Annotated in this window: 10 protein-coding genes and 2 rRNA genes; 4 read left to right on the forward strand and 8 right to left on the reverse strand. The window is 69.6% G+C overall.

Annotated elements, in window-relative coordinates:
* Nucleotides 1-2 precede the first annotated feature (2 nt).
* Together HUT12_RS30995 and HUT12_RS31000 are read right to left on the reverse strand one after the other, a co-directional pair.
* The gene (locus HUT12_RS30995) at nt 3-4,232 is read right to left on the reverse strand and encodes an alpha-(1->3)-arabinofuranosyltransferase (protein ID WP_254877003.1); all 4,230 of its coding nucleotides are present in this window, start codon (nt 4,230-4,232) and stop codon (nt 3-5) included.
* A complete protein-coding gene (locus HUT12_RS31000; protein ID WP_131053211.1) occupies nt 4,229-5,896 on the reverse strand; it encodes a substrate-binding and VWA domain-containing protein in 1,668 nt (555 codons plus the stop codon). Before HUT12_RS31000 ends, HUT12_RS30995 begins: the two co-directional genes overlap by 4 nt.
* 246 nt (nt 5,897-6,142) lie before the next feature.
* Here HUT12_RS31000 and HUT12_RS31005 point away from each other — a divergent pair, with 246 nt between their 5' ends.
* Entirely contained in the window at nt 6,143-7,303 is a 1,161-nt protein-coding gene (locus tag HUT12_RS31005; RefSeq protein ID WP_254877004.1) for a glycosyltransferase family 4 protein, read from the forward strand.
* Nucleotides 7,304-7,363: 60 nt separating this feature from the next.
* Here the strand turns inward: HUT12_RS31005 and HUT12_RS31010 are convergent, their stop codons facing one another.
* Nucleotides 7,364-7,525: a hypothetical protein gene (locus tag HUT12_RS31010; RefSeq protein WP_161594961.1), complete on the reverse strand. Its 162-nt coding sequence runs from the start codon at nt 7,523-7,525 to the stop codon at nt 7,364-7,366.
* On the reverse strand, nt 7,522-9,240 hold the full coding sequence (locus tag HUT12_RS31015) for a hypothetical protein (RefSeq protein WP_176095496.1): 1,719 nt from the start codon (nt 9,238-9,240) through the stop codon (nt 7,522-7,524). Before HUT12_RS31015 ends, HUT12_RS31010 begins: the two co-directional genes overlap by 4 nt.
* A gap of 139 nt (nt 9,241-9,379) precedes the next feature.
* On the opposite strand from HUT12_RS31015, the gene HUT12_RS31020 reads away from it, so the two are divergent.
* Nucleotides 9,380-11,335, forward strand: a complete 1,956-nt coding sequence (locus HUT12_RS31020) for a hypothetical protein (RefSeq protein ID WP_176095497.1) — start codon at nt 9,380-9,382, stop codon at nt 11,333-11,335.
* Between the two features lie 45 nt (nt 11,336-11,380).
* Here the strand turns inward: HUT12_RS31020 and HUT12_RS31025 are convergent, their stop codons facing one another.
* Complete coding sequence (locus tag HUT12_RS31025) at nt 11,381-12,136, reverse strand: FkbM family methyltransferase (RefSeq protein WP_176095498.1); 756 nt, start codon at nt 12,134-12,136, stop codon at nt 11,381-11,383.
* A 161-nt stretch (nt 12,137-12,297) separates the two neighbouring features.
* On the opposite strand from HUT12_RS31025, the gene HUT12_RS31030 reads away from it, so the two are divergent.
* Together HUT12_RS31030 and HUT12_RS31035 are read left to right on the forward strand one after the other, a co-directional pair.
* On the forward strand, nt 12,298-13,545 hold the full coding sequence (locus HUT12_RS31030) for a polysaccharide biosynthesis protein (protein WP_176095499.1): 1,248 nt from the start codon (nt 12,298-12,300) through the stop codon (nt 13,543-13,545).
* 145 nt (nt 13,546-13,690) lie between these two features.
* Nucleotides 13,691-15,505, forward strand: a complete 1,815-nt coding sequence (locus tag HUT12_RS31035; RefSeq protein WP_176095500.1) for a VanW family protein — start codon at nt 13,691-13,693, stop codon at nt 15,503-15,505.
* Nucleotides 15,506-15,589: 84 nt separating this feature from the next.
* Here HUT12_RS31035 and HUT12_RS31040 read toward each other — a convergent pair whose 3' ends face one another.
* The 3 genes from HUT12_RS31040 to HUT12_RS31050 all read right to left on the reverse strand — a co-directional run bounded on the left by HUT12_RS31040 (nt 15,590) and on the right by HUT12_RS31050 (nt 19,291).
* Nucleotides 15,590-15,793, reverse strand: coding sequence for a hypothetical protein (locus tag HUT12_RS31040; protein WP_176095501.1), 204 nt, complete (start codon nt 15,791-15,793; stop codon nt 15,590-15,592).
* 171 nt (nt 15,794-15,964) lie between these two features.
* A 5S ribosomal RNA gene (gene rrf / locus HUT12_RS31045) occupies nt 15,965-16,081 on the reverse strand.
* A 96-nt stretch (nt 16,082-16,177) separates the two neighbouring features.
* A 23S ribosomal RNA gene (locus HUT12_RS31050) occupies nt 16,178-19,291 on the reverse strand.
* Nucleotides 19,292-19,590: the final 299 nt, after the last annotated feature.

A 19,590-nucleotide genomic window follows, 5' to 3' on the forward strand; every position in this document is an offset into this window, starting at 1 on the left:
AGTCACCGTGCCACCGCCCCGTCCTCGCCCTCGCTGTCGGCGCCGGTCACACCGGGCGACTCCACCGGTGAGACCGGCGTCACATCATCCGGTACGGGGGGCGCTGCGCGTACACCGGGGACCGGCACCACTGCGGCGACCACCGCACCGATCGCGACCAGCATCGCCGCCTGCACCCACGTCCCGTACGCCCAGTCCTGCCCGTACCCCTGCAACCGGCCGGTCACCGCGACCGCCGTGGCGACGGACAACCCGCCCAGCACCACCACCGGCAGGGCGCGCGGGGCCAGTTGGCGAAGCACCATCGCGGCCAGCACGATGACCACCGGCAGCACCCCGCCCAGCACGACGAGCAGCGCCAGCAGCACAGCTCCGATCGCCCACGGAGACGTCTCGGCGGGTACGCCGTCCGGTATGTCGCCGTCCGCCGCAGGCCGACGGCGGGCCGGCCACCCGGCCAGGACCAGCACCCCGGCCGCCGTCAACGCGCCCGCACCCAAGCCGACGCGGTACGGCTGGTCGGGCGCGAAGACGAGTCGGACCTCGCCGCCGGCGCCGGCCGGCAGTACCCACGCCTGTTGCCACCCGTCGACGCGGGTGGTGGTCAGCCGCTCGCCGTCCAGCGTGGCCGTCCAGCCGGAGTTCGCGTTCTCCGGCACCACCAGCAGCGCCTGCTCGCCCGCCGCGACCATGACCGTGCGGTCGGTCGGCGCCCAGTCGCGCACCTCGACCTCCCGATGCCGTGGCGCGGCGGCCACGTCGCCGTCCGGCCGCAGCGTCGCGTCCTGCACGACGAACCCGGCCGACGGCGAGGTCACCAGCCGGTGACTGCCTGCGGGCAGGTCCAGCACCGCACCGTCCTCGCCGCAGACCCGCACCGGCACCGGCCGCCCGGCCCGGACGTCGGCCAGGTTGGCGGTCACCGAGGTGCGGTAGCGGAAGCCGTCCATCTCGACGATCGGCCCGTCACCGCAGCCCTCGACCACCTGGGTGTCGGCGGCCATCGGCGTGAGCAGGTCGGTCAGGGCCGGGATCTCCACCTCCGCGATGCCGGCGGTGGCAGGCCAGCCGTTGACACGCTCGTCCGCCAGGCGGTGTTCGGTCTCCAGCACGACGATCTCGATCCGGTCGGTGCGGACCGCCGGGAAGCGGACCACACCGTCGGCGTCGACCGGCACCGTGACCTCCCGCTGCGGCGTGCGGATCTCGACGCGTCGCGGCAACGAGCCCACCGGCAGGTCGGCGGCGCGCAGCCGTACCTCGTCGATCCGGCGCTGCCCCGCCCAACTCAGCCGCAGGGTGGGACGCAGGTCGTCGGTACCGGCGAGCCAGGCCGTACCCGGGTCACCGTCGACCGCCGCGTACGCCGCCACCGCCGCGTCCCCGCCGAGCTGCGACGAGGAGGTGGCGGTCAGCTCGCTCTCCGGCATCGTCCACTCGCCGCCCGGCCGGGGCACGGCCCGCAGCTGGATCCGGTAGGTGCCCGCCGTCGGGTTCCGGAACACCCGGTCCAGACCCGACGGCTCCTCACCGGCCCTGGCCAGGAACCGGTCGCAGCGGATCACGCTGTCTCCCACCGCCGGCCCGGCACCGTCGACCGGGCTCGGATGACACGCGGGCCGGTGCGCCGCGCCACGGCTGAACGCCCACCTGACCGGCGTGGACGTGGTGTCCGGCAGGTCGGTCGGCACCCGCAGGCCACGCGTCGGCTCGGTGTCCGGGATGGTCATCTCCCGGATGCCCACACCACCGTCGACTCGACCGTCGGCCACCTGCAACACCGTCACCCGTACGCGGCTGGTCGAACCGGGAAGGGTGTAGTACGAGTGGGCGCCCAGGGTCTGGGCCACCTCGTGGTCCACCGAGCCCCGGTCGGTGGTGAGGCGGAACCGTGTCACCGGCCAGCCCACCGCGAGGTCGCTGACGAACGCCAGGCGCACACCGTCCACCGGACGCGGTGTGTCCAGGTCCACCTGGAGCCACTGGCCGACCGGGCCGCCCAGCGGTGCCGAGTGCCACGCCGTGCCGGGATCGCCGTCCAGAGCCGCGAACGGTAGGCGCGACGAGTCGGCCGGGCCGAAGGAGTCCACGAAGCTCACCGCCGAGGAGGCACTGACCTCGCGTACGCCCTGGTAGACGGCGGTCGTCTGGTGTCGCTCGTCGGGAAAGGGCAGCAGGTCGAGCGCGACCCGACCGAGCCGCCCCTGCTCGTTCGCGGCCAGCGTCTGGGAGAGGTTGTCCCGGACCCGGCCGATGTCCCGCTCGCGGCGCCGCAACCCGTCCGTGACGATCCAGGAGTCACCGGTGGCGTCGGGATGCCGCTCCCGGTCGCCGGCGAGCACCACCGGCCGGTCCCGTTCCACCACCCGCTGTTCCAGCAGGGGCAGCAGCGACTCGGGGCCTCCGCTGACCGTGGGCACGTCGGCGGTGAGCACCGCCGAGGCGGCGGGGACCGGTCGCTGCACCTCGTACACCTCGACCGCCGGCAGGGTGCCCGCCGGGTCGTCGACCGGGCTGCTCCAGGTGGGGGCCAGGACGTCGGTGGTGCCGAAGGTCGCCACCCGGACGACGCCCGGCGAGTCGGCCAGCGCCCGACGCAACACCGCCACCGGTGGCGCGTCGACCTGGGGCCGGTCGATGTCGTTGCGCAGCAGCAGGTGCCGGAAACCGGAGCGGGCGAGCAGGTCGGCCAGCCCCGCCGAGCCCCGACCGCTGGCCAGGGCCTCCTCGACGGTGTCCATCATCCGGGTGTTCCCGGCCGAACCGAGCGGCACCTGGTGGCGTACCGCCCATGGTGCCCCGGCCAACGCCTGCAGGGGCTCGTCGACGGTGCGTCCCCACTGGTACTGCCCGAAGCTGGTGCCCGGCACCACCAGAGTCCGGGCCAGCGCGTCGCGGTCGGCGAGCCAGGTCGCCGCCGACCGCCAGTGCGGTGGCAGGTCGGACCAGCCGGGCCCGGGCCGCAGCAGGCCCAGCCACGCGGGTGCGGCGGCTCCGAGCACGAGCAGCAGCACCGGCACGAGGACCAGCGGCCGGAGCCGCAGCCCGGGTCGGCGTCGGACGAGCGCGTGGTGCAGCCGGGTGGCCACCGCGTCGACACCGTGCGCGAAGCCGAGCATCAGCGGCAACCGCAGCACCGGGTCGAGCTTGTGGACGTTGCGGAACGGTGCCAGCGGACCGTCCAGCAGCCCGCGCACCTGCTCGGAGACCGGGCTGTCGAGCGCGCCGACGTAACCGACGGTGAGCAGGGTCAGTCCGGCCAGGAAGCCGGCCACCAGGAACCGTCGTTCGGGCAGCAGGTTGCCGGCCAGCCCGGCCAGGCCGATCAACGCCATCACGGCGGTCAGCGTCATCAACACGGGATGGTCGATCAGCAACCAGCCGGCGGGCCACCAGGGCTCGCCCTGCACGATGTACGCCACCCACTGGTTGGTGCCGCGCACCGCCTGGAACAGCGAGGCGACCGCCGTGGTCGTGGTGGACGACTCGATGTGGTCGAGGAACGGGAGGCTGTACTGGCCGAGCAGCAGCAACGGCACGATCCACCACAGGCAGACCCCGACCACGCTGAGGCACCACCAGACGACCAGGCGCCGATGCGCGGCGTCGAAGCGGCGGGTGAGCAACCACATGCCGGGGAGCAGCAGTGCCAGCAGCACGACGGCCGCGTTGATCCCGCCCATCCCGAGCACCGCCAGCGCGGAGAGTGCGGCGGCCCGCCGTGGTGAGCCGATCCGGCGCACGGTGACCAGCGGCAGCAGCACCCAGGGCAGCATCGAGGCGGCGAGCGTCTCCGAGGAGAGCGCACCGACTTCGGTCAGGATGCGCGGGGCGAGCGCGTATCCGAGCGCTGCCGCGTACCGGGTCGGTTCACTGCCGATGCCCAACGCGCGGGCCAGCCGCAGCAACCCGTAGAACGCGGCGACGAGCAGCAGCGCCGTCCAGAGCCGCTGGGTGATCCACGGTGGAATCGACAGCAGTTGCCCGACGGCGAAGAACGGACCCATCGGGAAGAGGTAGCCGTACGCCTGGTTCTGGAGTTCCCCGGAGGTGGCCTCCGGGTTCCACAGGTGCAGCGCGCGGGCCATGAAGTGGATCGGGTTGGCGGCGAGGTCGAGCTTGGTGTCGAAGGTGACCTGGCCGGGCCGCTGCACGAAGGCGATCACGGTGAGCAGGAGCATCGACAGCGCGGTGCCGGGCGAGCGGCGCAGCGCCGACAGCAGCCGGCTCACCTGCGGCACTCCGGGGGCTGGCAGCCCAGGTCGGCCAGGGCGGAGAAGAAGATGCGGCGTATCCCGCCGTGCTGCCTGGTCACGAACACCCGTCCCCCGGTCGCCTCCGCGATCGCCGTCAGCTCCGCCGGGTCGACGTCCTCACCGAGTCCGATGAAGATGATCGGCAGTGGCTGGCGCGGTTCCTGCAACCGCGCCAACTCCGCGAGGAGTGCCGCCCGGCTGATGCTCTCGTCGTCCTCGTTGCGACCGTCGGTCATCACCAGCACCAGGTTGATCCGGCCGGGCGTCCAGTTGCGGCGGGCGTCCCGGTACGCGGCCAGCGTGCTGTCGTACAGTCCGGTCCCGCCCTGCGGCGTGACCCGGACGGCGGCCAACCGTTCCGCGAGCAGTCGTCGCTGCGGACCCAGCGGGCCCACCGGCAGGATCTCCCGGTAGTCCCGGTCGCCGTCGAGCTTCGTGGAGAAGGTCCAGATGCCGAGTTCGCTGTTGTCGAGGAGCAGCGCGGCCCCCTGCTCGGCGGCCCGGACGGTCGCCTCCAGCCGGCTGCCCTCACCGGGCACCTGCGCGGCCATCGAGCCGGAGACGTCCAGCAGGGTGAGGATCCGGCCGCTGCGCTGCACGCCGCTCCAACCGGTCAGCACCTCGGTGACCACGTCCTCGGCCGGCAGCGGGACCGGCCGCCGCTCCTGCCCCAGCAACCGGCCGTCGTCCGGCACGGCCGGCGGGAAACCGGCCGAGGTGCGGAACCCGTAACCGGTGAACACCTGCTGGGCGGCCGGGGTGAGCAGACCGGTGAGGAAACCGGCGGCGGCGTCCCGCGCCCGTCCCTGGGTGGCGGGCAGCACCACGTACGGCAGGTCGAGCCAGGGGACGGCGATCTCCGGGTATGCCGCGACCAGCTTGTCGGTGCCGGCCAACGCGTTGTGCTCCCGCACGGCCTGCTCGGTGACGGCGACGGCATCGGCCCCGCCGGGCAGCGGTCGGCCCGGCGTGAGCGAGCCCTCCGGCGTGTCCGGGCTGAACGTCCGCTTCGCGAGTGCGCGCAGGGTGGCCGTCGTGGTGGCGGCCGAGTCCCGGTTCTCGTCGGCCAGCACCCGTACGCCGAGCAGTGCGGCGGACCCGGCCGGGTCGACCGCCGGGTCCGGCACACCCACCTCGACGTCGCGTGCCGTGGACCCGACCAACGCCGCCCAGGTCAACCGCTCGTCCGGCCAACCCGAGCGGCGGGCCAGTCGATCGGGCACCGCGAGCACCACCGGGGTGCTCGCGATGGAGGTGCCCTGCCCGGCGACCTCGAACGCCCCCGCCGCCCGCGCCCGTCGCAGCCAGAAGGTCGACTCGGGTACCCAGACCTCGGCCACCTCCACGCCGTCGGCGAGGTCCCGGGCGACGACGGCCGACTCGGAGGTGCGTACCTCGACGGAGACGCACGGCTGGCTGCCGGCTCGCACCCGCGCGACCCGGTCGAGCGCGGGAGCGATCAGCGGAGCGGCCACCACGCGCAGCCGGACCTGGTCGACGCAGGTCGGTGTGCCCCGGTCGGCACGCACGTAGGCCACCGCCGCCCAACCGGTCAGCACCACCGCCAGTGCGGCGCTGAGCAGCACCACCGGCGAGCGGTGGAACGGGGCCCGCGTCGGCGCGGGACGGTCGGCCACCATCGCGGCCTCACCTCCTCGTCAGCCCTGCGCCCACCTTTCGACGCAGGTCACAACGCCACCACGAGCGAAGGACTCGGCGATCGCGGGCGGTTGCGCTGCACACCCTGCCAAGGTTTGCGTCCGTCGGCAAACCCCCGATCGATGGACGGTCATGGGCCGTCACGGCCGGAACTGCCCATTGCGCACTCGGGCCGGGCGGTCCTAGGGTGGCGCGATCGTGCTCAGTTACTCACCAGTAGGAGCAGCGTGGACACCAACGGCACCCCCTCCCGCCACGTCCTGTTCCTCAACTGGCGCGACACCACCAACCCGGAGGGCGGCGGGTCGGAGGTCTACATCGAGCGCATCGCCGCCGAGCTGGTCGCCGTGGGGCACCGGGTGACTCTGCTCTGCGCCGCGCACGACGCCGCCGCGACGGCCGGCACCACCGGTTCGGGGGTCCGCGTGCTACGCCGGGGCACCCGGATGACCGTCTACCTCCGCGCGGCGCTGACCTGCATCGCCGGCCGGTTCGGGCTGGGACCGCTGAGCCGTCGCCGACTGGGCCGGCCGGACCTGGTCGTCGACGTGTGCAACGGGGTGCCCTTCTTCGCCCCGCTCTACGCCGGACGGCCGGTCGTCGCGCTGGTGCACCACGTGCACCGGGAGCAGTGGCCGGTGGTGTTCGGCCCGTGGATGGCCCGGCTGGGCTGGTGGATCGAGTCCTGGCTGGCGGTACGGCTCTATCGGCGCTGCCGCTACGTCACCGTCTCCGAGGCCAGCCGGGCCGAACTGACTTCGCTCGGCGTGGCCGCGGAGCGGATCGACGTGGTTCCCAACGGCACGCCGCCGGTGATCGGCCCGGCGTGGCCGCGTACGCCGCACCCCTCGCTCCTGGTGCTCGGCCGCCTGGTCCCGCACAAGCGGGTGGAGATCGCGCTGCGGACCGTCGCCGCGCTCGCCCGGGAACTGCCCGAACTCGAACTGGTGGTGGCCGGGCAGGGCTGGTGGGAGGAGCCGCTGCGGGAGCTGTGCGCGTCGCTCGGCATCACCGACCAGGTGCGGTTCGCCGGATTCGTCAGCGAGGAGGAGAAGCACGGGCTGCTCTGCTCGGCCTGGATCGCCCTCACCCCGTCGCTCAAGGAGGGGTGGGGCCTGACCATCGTGGAGGCCGCGGCGCGCAGCACCCCGACGGTGGCGTTCCGCTACGCCGGTGGCGTCGCCGAGGCGATGGTCGACACCAGGACCGGCCTGCTGGTGGACGACGAGGCGGAGTTCACCACGGTGGTCCGTGACCTGCTCGGCGACGACGTCCGACGCAAGGCGATGGGCGAGGCCGCACTGGCGCACGCCGCCCGTTTCACCTGGGCCGCGACCGGGGCGCGGTTCGCACAGCTGGTGGCACGGGCGACCGCTGCCACCGGTTGACGTCCGGGCACGGCGACCGGGGTGCCCGCAGATGCGGACACCCCGTCGTCACTTCTCAGGTCAGCGCGTGCCGTAGAGGGGCGCCTCGGTCTGCTCGCTCACCGTGGAGTTCGCGGCCTCCTTGGCGGACGGGCTGAGCACGTTCGTCAGACCGACGCTGCCGAGCATGCCGAGCACGATTCCGAGTACCCCGACGGCGATGAACGCAGGCAGGTTCTTCATCCACCTTCTCCTTCCGCGGGACTCGCGTGCCGGGACGTTACCACGCGGTAGCACCATTGCGCAGTGCCCGAAAGACCGACGGCCAGCAGCGCCGTAGCGGCCAGCAGATGGGCCAGGCCGACCGGCCCCGGCCGCGCCGGTCCGGGTGCGGCGGTCCACAACGGATTCTCGTACAGGGTCAGCTCGGTCCCCGCGTACCGCAGGCGCAGGCCATCCAGCGTGACCGCGTCCGGCGGCGGCCCGGCCGCCCGTTGCACCAGCACCCAACGAGGGTTGGCCGACACCACCGGCTGCCCGGCCGTCAGGACCTCGCGCAGCCGCGCCGCCCGCACGTCCTCACCGGCGACCGAGGTGCGGCCCACCCGCAGCGTGTCGTCGATCAGCACCGGCACCGCGAGATAGCGGGGTGCCGGATCGATCACCACCTGACCGTCGTTCCAGGCATAGACCTGGTACTGCTGGAACGGCAACGAGACGACCTCGCCCGGACGCTCGGCGACCAGCCGGCTCACCGTCGCCCAGTCGGCCGGCCAACTCACCGGACGGAGTCGACCGGCAGCACCGAACGCCAGGTCGGGCAGGACCGCCACCGGCAGCAGTGCCGCACCGACCAGGAACACCCGCCCGGTGGCGGCGTCGAAACGGGCGGTCAGTCGCCCGGCGGCACGCTCCGCACCCAACGCCACGGCGACGGCCAGCGCCAGGACGTACGGCACCAGCAGTTTCTGTCCGTCCCGCACCAGACCGGCGCCGGGCACCGTCGCCACCGCCCAGCTCAGCAGCGCCGCCCCGCCGGGCAGGACGCCCAGGGCCGCGACCAGCCACGACCCCACAGCGAGCACACCGAGACGCACGACGACCGGTCCGGCCCACCGACGCCGCAGCAGCGGTACGCCGTACCCGGCGACCGCCAGCACCAGCACCGTGGCCAGGGGCACCAGCCAGCTCGCCCGGGAGGCCGGGGTGGCATCGGCGCTCCAGATGCCACCCGTGCCGGCGAGCGCCACCCACGGGCCGGCCCAGTTCTCGCCCCGCGCCGCGAAGGCGGCGACCCCGGCCGGATCGGAGCGCGCGTCACCCGCCCCGGCCACACCCGCCACCAGCCACGGCGCGTTCAGCAGCACCGCCACGCCCAACCCGGTCGACGCCGCCCGAAGCGCCCCCGGATACCGCCCCACCAGCAGCACCGCCGACACGACCAGCGCGAGCAGCCCGCCGGTCGGTGTGATCGCCGAGGCCGCCACGCACAGCAGCAGCCGATGCAGGGCGTACCGCTCACCCGCGCGGACCCCGATCGCCGCCCTCAGCAGCCACGGCAGCACCGCGTACGCGACGAGCAACCCCCACTGGCCGATCAGCAGCCGCTCGGCCAGGAAGGGAGTCCAGGCGTACCCGAGTGCCGCCACCGCCCGCACGGCCACCCGCCCGGTGGGGACGAGCCGCGCGGCACCCAGCGCGGCCAGATAGAGGATCGCCACCAGGACCAGCCGTTGCAGCACCCATCCCGGGACCAGTTGCCCCGCCAGCGCCACCACCGCGTCCTGCGGCACGGCCCGGGGCAGCGCGGTGGCCGGGGCGATCAGCTCCCAGCTCAGTGTCTGCCGAGGCACGAACACCATGTCGTACCGCAACACGTAACCGGGCAGGGCGAGCGGGGCGAGCACCACCGCCACCACGGAGGCCGCCACCGCGTGCGGCACCAGCCGTTCCCGCATCCGTCGACCCCATCACAGCCGGGCGCGGTATCGGCCGCGCTGGTGGCGGCCACTGTACGCGGCGCGGTGCCGCCGCAGCCGTCGAACCATCCGTTGGCCTGATGGGGGGCGGCACGCCCGATGTGACACCCTTCCCGCCATGACATCGACGGGGGCGGACGTGACGGCGGCACCCGACCGGACCGCCGGCCGGTGGGGCGGCGACCCGATCCGGGCGACAGCGCTGGCCATGATCGCGCTCAGCGTGTTCTGGCGTACCCACGTGGCGTTCCGCGGCTTCCTGGCCGCCGACGACTACGTGCTGATCACCCAGGCTGCGGAGTCCGACCTGACCGTCGCGCACCTGTTCGCGCTCTACAACAACCACCTCATGCCCGGCGGGCGGTTGATCGTCTGGCTGGTCACCGAGTACGTCGGCCTGCACTACTGGCCGTACGTGCTGCTCATGGCGATCGGTCAGGCCGTCCTCGGCGTCGTCTTCCTCCAGTTGCTGCGCCGCCTGCTCCAGCCGTCGTGGCTGATCCTCCTCCCGCTCGGACTGCTGCTGTTCAGCCCGTTGACCCTGGAGGCGACGTCCTGGTGGGCGGTCGGCGTCAACATGCTGCCGATGCAGATCGCCATGGTGCTCGCGATCCGCGCACAGGTCGACTACGTACGGACCCGGCGGCCCCGGCACCTGGTGGCCCTGGCCTTCTCCGTCCTGTTCGGGCTCTTCTTCTTCGAGAAGGCGATCCTGGTCGTGGCGCTGGTCTTCCTGCTGACCGCCGCCCTCTACGCCGACGGCGGCCCGCTGCGCACCGTCTGGACCACGATCCGTCGCTGGTGGCCGTCATGGCTGCTGCTGACGGTGCTCTCGCTCGTCTTCATGGCCGCGTACCTGACCCGGTCGGAGTCCTCCCTGCGCCGGCCGGACTCTCCCGACGAGGTCTTCTCGTTCCTGACCCAGATGCTCAACTCGACCGTCGTGCCGGGTCTGGTGGGCGGGCCGTGGCAGTGGCTCGGTGCCGGTGACGGCGCACCGGTCACCGCACCGCCGGAGATCGGCACCTGGATGAGCTGGGTGGTCGTCGTCGCCGTGGTCGTGGCGACGGTCCGCCTTCGCCCGCGCGCCGGACGGGCCTGGCTGCTGCTCGTCGCGTACCTGGTCATGGTGGCCGCGATGCTGGCCGCCACCCGGCTCGGGTCGGCCTTCAGCGGCGTGGCGGGCGGTGTTCCCCGGTACGTCAGCGACGTGGTCGTGGTCGCCGCGATCTGTCTCGGTGTCGCCGTGGTCGGGCTGGCCCGGTCGCCCGCCGCCGCGCCAGCCGACACCGCACAGCCCGACACCGCACAGCCCGACACCGCACAGCCCGACACCGGGCCGTCCGACACCGGGCCGGTCACGCCGGCACCGGCCGGATCACCGCCACCCGGGCTGTCCGGTCCGCTGCCGGAGCGCTACCGGGAGCCGGTGGGTATCGGGCTCGCGCTGGTCCTGGTGGCCGCTGGTCTGGGCACCGCCTGGACGACCTCCCGGTACGGCGACGAGTGGGCGGCGAAGTCCGGACGGTCGTACATCGACACGGTGCGGATCGAGTTGGCCAGCGCGCCGCCCGACACCGTCTTCTTCGACTCCCCGGTCCCGGACAACGTCGTGCCGCGCCTCTCGGAGCCGTACAACCTCCAGTCCCGCTTCTTCCGCGCGCTCGGCGCCCGTCCCACCTACGTCGACGAGGCCGAGCACCCGTCGGTGCTCGACGGGCTGGGCCGGGTCAAGGTGGCCACGGTCGTGGGCAGCACGATCCAGCCCGGTCCCCGCGAGGGCTGCGGTCACCTGGTGGCCGGCGGCGAGACGGTCCGGATACCGCTGAACGAACCGCGCTTCTCGTGGCACTGGGTGGTACGCGTCGGCTACCTCAGCTCGGCCGACGGCACGGCCACGCTGCGGCTGGGCAGTGGTGAGGCGGTGTTCCCGATCAGGAAGGGGCTGAACCAGCGCTTCTTCCGGATCGTGGGCGGCGGGGACAGCGTGGAGCTGACGGTGACCGGCACCGACCTGACGCTCTGCACGAACGAGATCGCGATCGGCGATCCGGCACCCAAGCCGGAGGGGTAGCCCTCGACACCGGTCCGTACGCCACCCGGCGGGCCCGACCCTCGGTCACTCGGGACGGAACAGCACCGAGTTGACGTAGCGCGGACGCGGCCAGACGACCCGTCGGGCGAAGCTCTGGCCGACCCGCGCGATGGACTCGCGCTGGTGCCCGCCGAGGTCGAAGTCGGCCAGCGGGATCCACTGCCGGTCGGGCAGCACGTACCCCCGGTACCCCCAGGAGGTCAGCAGGTCGATCAGCGGCTCCATCGGTTGGATCCGCTCCTCGACCTCGATCAGCAGCACCGGACGGTCCCGCCGGACGGTCTCCGCCGCGCCCCGCAGCGCCGGCAGTTCGTGGCCCTCGATGTCGAGCTTGACGAACCGCACGTCGGTGAGGCCGAGCGAGTCGAGCGTGATCCGCCGGACGGACACCGGCTGGCCCTGCGTCTCGTCCTCCAACGACGAGGTACCGACGATCGCCCCGCCCTCGGGGAGATAGAGCGTCGCGGTGCCCTCGTGGTCGGAGACGGCAGCCTCGACCACCTCCACGGCCGGGAACGCCACCCGGAGCTGACCGGCCAGGGCGCTGGTCGGCTCCACCGCGACCACCCGGTCGGCACGGCGTACCAGCCGCGCCGTCCACGGCCCGTACCAGGCGCCCACGTCGACGGCGGTGCCGCCGGCCGGCACGAAGTCGGCCAACCGTGCCAGTTCCGGTTCCACCCGGGGGTAGACCCGGCGGATCGCCCCGGCGAGCAGCCGTTGCGGGAGGATTGCCGCCACACCGGAGGTCGCTGCCGGTGACAGCTTCGTCGACGCCATGGGGCAGCACACTAGACGCTCACCGGCCGCTGGGGCAGGGTCTGTCGGAGACAGCTACCGGCCGGTAGGGTCTTGCCGGTCGGGGCCGTCTCCCCGACTCGGATCCGCCCGGGGCCGGACCCGCACGGGTCCGCCGGCCCGCCGGCACGACGCGGAGTGGCATGACACGGACCACGGGCAAGGACGCCACGACGGTACGCTTCGGCGCGGCCGGTGCCGCCGTCACCGTCGCCACCCTGGCGACCAATGCGCTGGCGTACGTCGTACCCGTGCTGGGGGCACGCCGACTGAGCGCGGCCGATCTGGGCGCCCTGGCCACCGTGCTCGCGTTGGCGGCGATCGCCGCCGTTCCCGGTTTCGGTCTGCAGATCGCGATGGCGGCGCACCGGGCCCGCCTCGGCGGTGGTGGCGAGGCCGGGTTGGCTCTGCGTACCGCCACGTACACGGCGGCGGCCACGCTCGCTGCCGCACCCGTGCTCTCCGTGGTCCTGCGACTGCCGGTGACGCTGTCCCTGCTGCTCGCGGCGACCACGTTCGCCACCGTGCTCAGCGGCCGCTGGCTCGGCGAACTCCAGGGAGACCAGCGGTTCCTGCGGCTCGCCGCCGCGATGACCGTACTCGCCGCCGGCCGCTACGGCGGACTGGTCGTCGGCATCCTGGCAGGTCGGGGACCGGTGGTCTGCCTGCTGCTGGGTACGCTCACCGGCCTGCTCGCCATCCCGGTCCTGGCCCGCCTCGCCACACCGTCCCTCGGCGTGACGCCTCCGTCGGCTCCCGCAGGCGTCACCGGTTCCGGGAGACTCGGTGGACGCCAGGTGACGACCGCCTGCGTCGCGACGCTGGCGATGCTCACCATCTCGTACGCCGACCTTCTCCTCGCCCGCCAGCTGCTACCGGCGGCCGACTCCGGCGCGTACGCGGTCGGCGCGGTCCTCACCAAGGGTGCGCTCTGGGCACCCCAGGTGGTCACGCTGCTGGTGCTGCCCCGGTTGGCCCGGCACGACCGCCGGGCCCGCGTGGTGGCGTTGGGACTGATCCTGGCCTGCGGCGCGGTCCTGGTCACGGCCGCCGCCATCGGCGGAGAGACGGCGTTCCAGCTCGCCGGCGGCGCCGACTACCGGCACCTGGCCGGGCTCGCGCCGTTGTTCGCCGCCACCGGAGCCCTCTACGCGGTGGTGTTCATGCTCGTCAACGATCGGGTGGCGACCGTCGCCCGGTGGCCGGCCCTCCCGTTGTGGGTGGCGTCGGCCGTGCTGGCCGTGGCAGCCACACTGATCGCGCCACGCACCGTCACCGGCGTGTTGTCCTGCGCCCTGGCCACCGCAGCCGGGACCGCGCTGGTGATGGGCTGGCTCGTCTTCCGTCGCGGCCCGTTGACCCGGAAGGGAATGGGCGATCACCAGGAGTGACCGCGACGACCGCCTCGACCTGCTGGACGGCCTCCCTGGACGACTGACGGGTCACTCGGACTCCCCGTCGGCCGCACCGTTGGTTACCGTAGTTGTCTTCCGGGTGGGTCCCATCCCCCTGCGGTAGTTCCCCGAAGAGGTTGCTGTGACGTTGTACGGCGAGAAGAAGCCCCCCGCCGACGATCGGCCCACCGTGGAAGTGACCGCGGTCGACTGGCCGAACGCGCGGTCGGAGCCCGAGGCGAGCCCTGCCCAGCCGGGCACACCGGGCCGGCCGCGCCGGTTCCGCCTGCTCCTCGCCTCCGGGGTGGCCACCGCCGTGCTCGCCTCGGTGGGCGCGGTCACCGTCTGGGCGTACGCCGGTGACGTGCCTCGGGGCACCAGCGTGATGGGCACCGAGCTCGGTGGCCGGAGTCGGACCGACGCGGCCCGTGAACTGCGGGCGCAGCTAGACCGTCGCGCCGCCGAACTCGCCGCCCCGATCCAGGTACGCATCGGCGAACGGACCGCCGAGATCAACCCGGCCGAGGTGGGGCTCACCGTCGACGTGGACGCCACGGTGGCGGCTGCGGCGGCCACCGACGCACACGCGGTGGACCGGCTGGTCGGCTCACGGCAGGTCGACCCGGTGGTCTCCGTCGACGTGCCGAAGTTGGAAGCCGAGTTGGAGAAGCTCGTCGGCGACCAGGGCCGCAAGATGACCATGCCGGCGATCACGTTCACCGGCACGAAGCCGAAGGTGCGTCACCCCAAACCGAGCCTCGCGGTCGACCCGGAGCACTCCGCCGACGTGGTCAAGGCGGGCTGGTTGAGCGGTCAGCCGGTGACGGTGCCGTTGGTGGAGAACCACCCGGCCACCTCGGCCGAGGAGGTGGACCGCCTGGTACGCGAGCTGGCCGAGCCGGCGGTCGCCGCGCCGGTGAAGCTGACCACCGACCGTGGTTCGGTGAACATCCCGACGTCGGCCATCGCGAAGGGCCTCCGTTTCAAGGCCGACAAGAGCGGCAAGCTCACTGCCGGCATCGACATGAAGCGGCTGCGGGCGGCCCTGGGCGACCGGCTGAACGAGGTCGAGGTGGCACCCAGGGACGCCACGATGACCATCTCCGGCGGCAAGCCGAAGGTCGTCGAGGGACGCGCGGGCCAGCAGGTGGACACCAGCAGCCTCGGCGACGACCTGATGGCCGTCCTGCCCCGCACCGAGGACCGCACGATCTCGGCGAAGCTCACGGAGAAGAAGCCGAAGCTCACCGCGGAGAAACTGGGCGGCCTCGGCATCAAGGAGAAGGTCTCCTCCTTCACCACCCACTTCACCGGCGGCCTCTCCTCGGCACGCAGCCAGAACATCGTGACGATCGCCAAGAAGGTGGACGGCACCGTGGTGCTGCCGGGCGAGACGTTCTCGCTCAACGGGCACACCGGTGAGCGCGGGTACGCCCAGGGCTACCGCGACGCGCCGGTCATCATGGACGGCAAGCTGGTGCCGGGCGTCGGTGGTGGCACCTCGCAGTTCACCACCACGCTGTTCAACGCCACGTACTACGCCGGTCTCGAAGACGTCGAGCACAAGCCGCACTCGTACTACTTCAGTCGCTACCCCTCGGTCATCGAGTCGACCATCTTCTGGCCCAACCTCGACTTCAAGTTCCGCAACAACACCGATCACGGCGTTCTGATCGACACCTCGTACACGGGCAGTTCGCTCACCGTGTCGATCTGGAGCACGAAGATCTGGGACAGCGTCAAGACCGAGTACAGCCCGCGACGCAACATCACGTCGTCCAAGACCGTCTACCTGGAGCCGGGCCCGACCTGCATCCCCGCCAGCGGCAGCCAGGGCTTCACCCAGGACGCCTTCCGCGTCATCAAGAAGGACGGCAAGGTCGTCAAGCGGGAGAAGTTCACCTGGACGTACAGTGCCGAGCCGCGCTTCATCTGCGCCAAGGAGCCAGGCACCTGACGTCCACTCTCCACCACGCCCGCGTGTAAGGAAGGGTCCCCTGCTAACGCCTCGTGCATAGCAGGGGACCCTTCCTAACAGGGCTCAGGAGCGCTTCTTCTTCGCCCAGATGACGTAGACGCCACAGAGGATCAGCATGAGGACGGCGATGCTGGTCCATGCCCAGCGGGCGAAGGGCTCGTCGGCCACCAAGGCGCGGATGCCCGCCAGGACGGCGAACGCCAGAGGGCCCAAGCCGAACCAATGGGAGTGTTCGGAGAGGGTCAGATCCTTCATCGCCTGCCTCATCCGGCGAGTCTAGGTAACGACGGACCCCTCATGAATCACCGCCGCGCTGCCCCGGTTCAGGCTGCCCCGGTTCAGGCTGCCACGGTCGGGCTGTAGCGGTCGGCCTGTAGCGGTCGGCCTGTAAATGCGTTTAGGGCCACCCCCGTGGGGGTGGCCCTAAATCGAGAAGATGTCCGGCGGTGTCCTACTCTCCCACACCCTCCCGGGTGCAGTACCATCGGCGCTGGAGGGCTTAGCTTCCGGGTTCGGAATGTGTCCGGGCGTTTCCCCTCCGCCATGACCGCCGTAACCTTATCAACATGTCAAACACAATCCGCACCAACACCAACGTGTTGGGGTGTGTTTGTTTGTTGTGAGTTACACAGTGGACGCGTAGCAACTTTGATAGTCAAGTCCTCGGCCTATTAGTACCGGTCAACTGAACCCGTTACCGGGCTTACATTTCCGGCCTATCAACCCAGTCGTCTAGCTGGGGGCCTTACCCCACCAAAGGTGGGTGGGATACCTCATCTTGAAGCGAGCTTCCCGCTTAGATGCTTTCAGCGGTTATCCCTTCCGAACGTAGCTAACCAGCCGTGCCCCTGGCGGGACAACTGGCACACCAGAGGTTCGTCCGTCCCGGTCCTCTCGTACTAGGGACAGCCCTTCTCAAGTATCCTACGCGCACGGCGGATAGGGACCGAACTGTCTCACGACGTTCTAAACCCAGCTCGCGTACCGCTTTAATGGGCGAACAGCCCAACCCTTGGGACCTGCTACAGCCCCAGGATGCGACGAGCCGACATCGAGGTGCCAAACCATCCCGTCGATATGGACTCTTGGGGAAGATCAGCCTGTTATCCCCGGGGTACCTTTTATCCGTTGAGCGACACCGCTTCCACACGCAAGTGCCGGATCACTAGTCCCGACTTTCGTCCCTGCTCGACCCGTCAGTCTCACAGTCAAGCTCCCTTGTGTACTTGCACTCAACACCTGATTGCCAACCAGGCTGAGGGAACCTTTGGGCGCCTCCGTTACCTTTTAGGAGGCAACCGCCCCAGTTAAACTACCCACCAGACACTGTCCCTGAACCGGATAACGGTCCGAAGTTAGATACCCGAATCAACCAGAGTGGTATTTCAAGATTGCCTCCCCCCATACTGGCGTATGAGGTTCACCGGCTCCCACCTATCCTACACAAGCTAACTCAGATACCAATGTCAAGCTATAGTAAAGGTCCCGGGGTCTTTCCGTCCTGCCGCGCGTAACGAGCATCTTTACTCGTACTGCAATTTCGCCGGGCCTGTGGTTGAGACAGTGGGGAAGTCGTTACGCCATTCGTGCAGGTCGGAACTTACCCGACAAGGAATTTCGCTACCTTAGGATGGTTATAGTTACCACCGCCGTTTACTGGCGCTTAAGTTCTCCGCTTCGCCCCGAAGAGCTAACAGGTCCCCTTAACGTTCCAGCACCGGGCAGGCGTCAGTCCATATACATCGAATTACTTCTTCGCATGGACCTGTGTTTTTAGTAAACAGTCGCTTCCCCCTGCTCTCTGCGGCCATACAACGCTCCACCCGCGCGGGGCTTCACGTCTCCGGCCCCCCTTCTCCCTAAGTTACGGGGGCAATTTGCCGAGTTCCTTAACCACAGTTCGCCCGATCGCCTCGGTATTCTCTACCTGACCACCTGTGTCGGTTTGGGGTACGGGCCGCTAAGAACTCGCTAGAGGCTTTTCTCGGCAGCATAGGATCACTGACTTCACCTGAATCGGCTCGGCATCACGTCTCAGCCTACATGCGCCACGGATTTGCCTATGGCACGGCCTACACGCTTACCCCGGCACAACCACCGGCCGGGCTCAGCTACCTTCCTGCGTCACCCCATCGCTTGACTACTACCCGCCAGGTTCCCACGCTCCCCATCATCAACCCGAAGGTCTCAAACAGTTTGGGTGGTTAGCACAACGAGGTTCATCAGGGACGCTCTTTCGCGGGTACGGGAATATCAACCCGTTGTCCATCGACTACGCCTCTCGGCCTCGCCTTAGGTCCCGACTCACCCAGGGCGGATTAACCTGGCCCTGGAACCCTTGGTCATCCGGCGGAAGGGTTTCTCACCCTTCTTTCGCTACTCATGCCTGCATTCTCACTCGTGCCGCGTCCACAACTCGATCACTCGGCTGCTTCACCCCCGGCACGACGCTCCCCTACCCATCCACACACCTGCACAAGAAACCCGAAAGAATCCTGCGAAGCACACGTGTGAATGCCACAGCTTCGGCGGTGTACTTGAGCCCCGCTACATTGTCGGCGCGGAACCACTTGACCAGTGAGCTATTACGCACTCTTTAAAGGGTGGCTGCTTCTAAGCCAACCTCCTGGTTGTCTGTGCGACCCCACATCCTTTTCCACTTAGCACACGCTTAGGGGCCTTAGCTGGTGATCTGGGCTGTTTCCCTCTCGACTACGAAGCTTATCCCCCGCAGTCTCACTGCCGCGCTCTCACTTACCGGCATTCGGAGTTTGGCTGATTTCGGTAAGCTTGTGGGCCCCCTAGACCATCCAGTGCTCTACCTCCGGCAAGAAACACGCGACGCTGCACCTAAATGCATTTCGGGGAGAACCAGCTATCACGGAGTTTGATTGGCCTTTCACCCCTAACCACAGGTCATCCCCCAACTTTTCAACGTTGGTGGGTTCGGCCCTCCACACGGTCTTACCCGCGCTTCAGCCTGCCCATGGCTAGATCACTCCGCTTCGGGTCTAGAACATGCGACTCAAACGCCCTCTTCAGACTCGCTTTCGCTACGGCTCCCCCACACGGGTTAACCTCGCCACATGCCACTAACTCGCAGGCTCATTCTTCAAAAGGCACGCCGTCACCCCTCAAGGCTCCGACGGATTGTAGGCGAACGGTTTCAGGTACTATTTCACTCCCCTCCCGGGGTACTTTTCACCATTCCCTCACGGTACTCGTCCGCTATCGGTCACCAGGAAGTATTCAGGCTTACCAGGTGGTCCTGGCAGATTCACGGCAGATTTCAGGAGTCCGCCGCTACTCGGGAACATCCATAGAAGACCAGCTGCTTTCACCTACCGGACTTTCACCGTCTACGGTCGGCCATTCCAGACCATTCGACTAACAACTGGTTTTGTAACTTCTTCGATGAGTGTCAGCTCACCACACAGAGTCCCACAACCCCGACCACGCAACCCCTGACAGGTATCACACGCAACCGGTTTAGCCTAAATCCGCTTTCGCTCGCCACTACTCACGGAATCACTATTTGTTTTCTCTTCCTACGGGTACTGAGATGTTTCACTTCCCCGCGTTCCCTCCACACACCCTATGAGTTCAGGTGCAGGTGACATCACATGACTGATGCCGGGTTACCCCATTCGGACACCCTGGGATCACAGCTCGGTTGACAGCTCCCCCAGGCCTATCGCGGCCTCCCACGTCCTTCATCGGCTCCTGGTGCCAAGGCATTCACCGTTCGCCCTTGACAACTTGACCACAAAGATGCTCGCGTCCACTGTGCAATTCTCAACAAACAACCAACCCACAACCCACAGCGCGACACCAAACCCGACCACCGCCGGCGGTATGCCACACCAGGTCATGCCTGGAAACCAATCCGGAACATCACGTCCCGACCATCGGTTCTGAAGCAAACAACACCCACAAGGGTTGTTCCTTCAGGACTCAACAGGGTGCTAATCATTCCCCCACAGCCGCACCAGCAGAACTCTTTCCACACCACCCCCGCAAAGAGATGGCCGTACTCGAACCTGCCGGCCGTTGCCGAAAGAAAA

It is taken from the genome of Verrucosispora sp. NA02020, assembly GCF_013364215.1.
Lineage (GTDB): Bacteria > Actinomycetota > Actinomycetes > Mycobacteriales > Micromonosporaceae > Micromonospora.

Coding starts and splice junctions, on each gene's coding strand:
- HUT12_RS31000 (WP_131053211.1), bottom strand. CDS start 5,896: ATGGTGGCCGACCGTCCCGCGCCGACGCGGGCCCCGTTCCACCGCTCG.
- HUT12_RS31010 (WP_161594961.1), bottom strand. CDS start 7,525: ATGAAGAACCTGCCTGCGTTCATCGCCGTCGGGGTACTCGGAATCGTG.
- HUT12_RS31015 (WP_176095496.1), bottom strand. CDS start 9,240: ATGCGGGAACGGCTGGTGCCGCACGCGGTGGCGGCCTCCGTGGTGGCG.
- HUT12_RS31020 (WP_176095497.1), top strand. CDS start 9,380: ATGACATCGACGGGGGCGGACGTGACGGCGGCACCCGACCGGACCGCC.
- HUT12_RS31025 (WP_176095498.1), bottom strand. CDS start 12,136: ATGGCGTCGACGAAGCTGTCACCGGCAGCGACCTCCGGTGTGGCGGCA.
- HUT12_RS31030 (WP_176095499.1), top strand. CDS start 12,298: ATGACACGGACCACGGGCAAGGACGCCACGACGGTACGCTTCGGCGCG.
- HUT12_RS31040 (WP_176095501.1), bottom strand. CDS start 15,793: ATGAGGCAGGCGATGAAGGATCTGACCCTCTCCGAACACTCCCATTGG.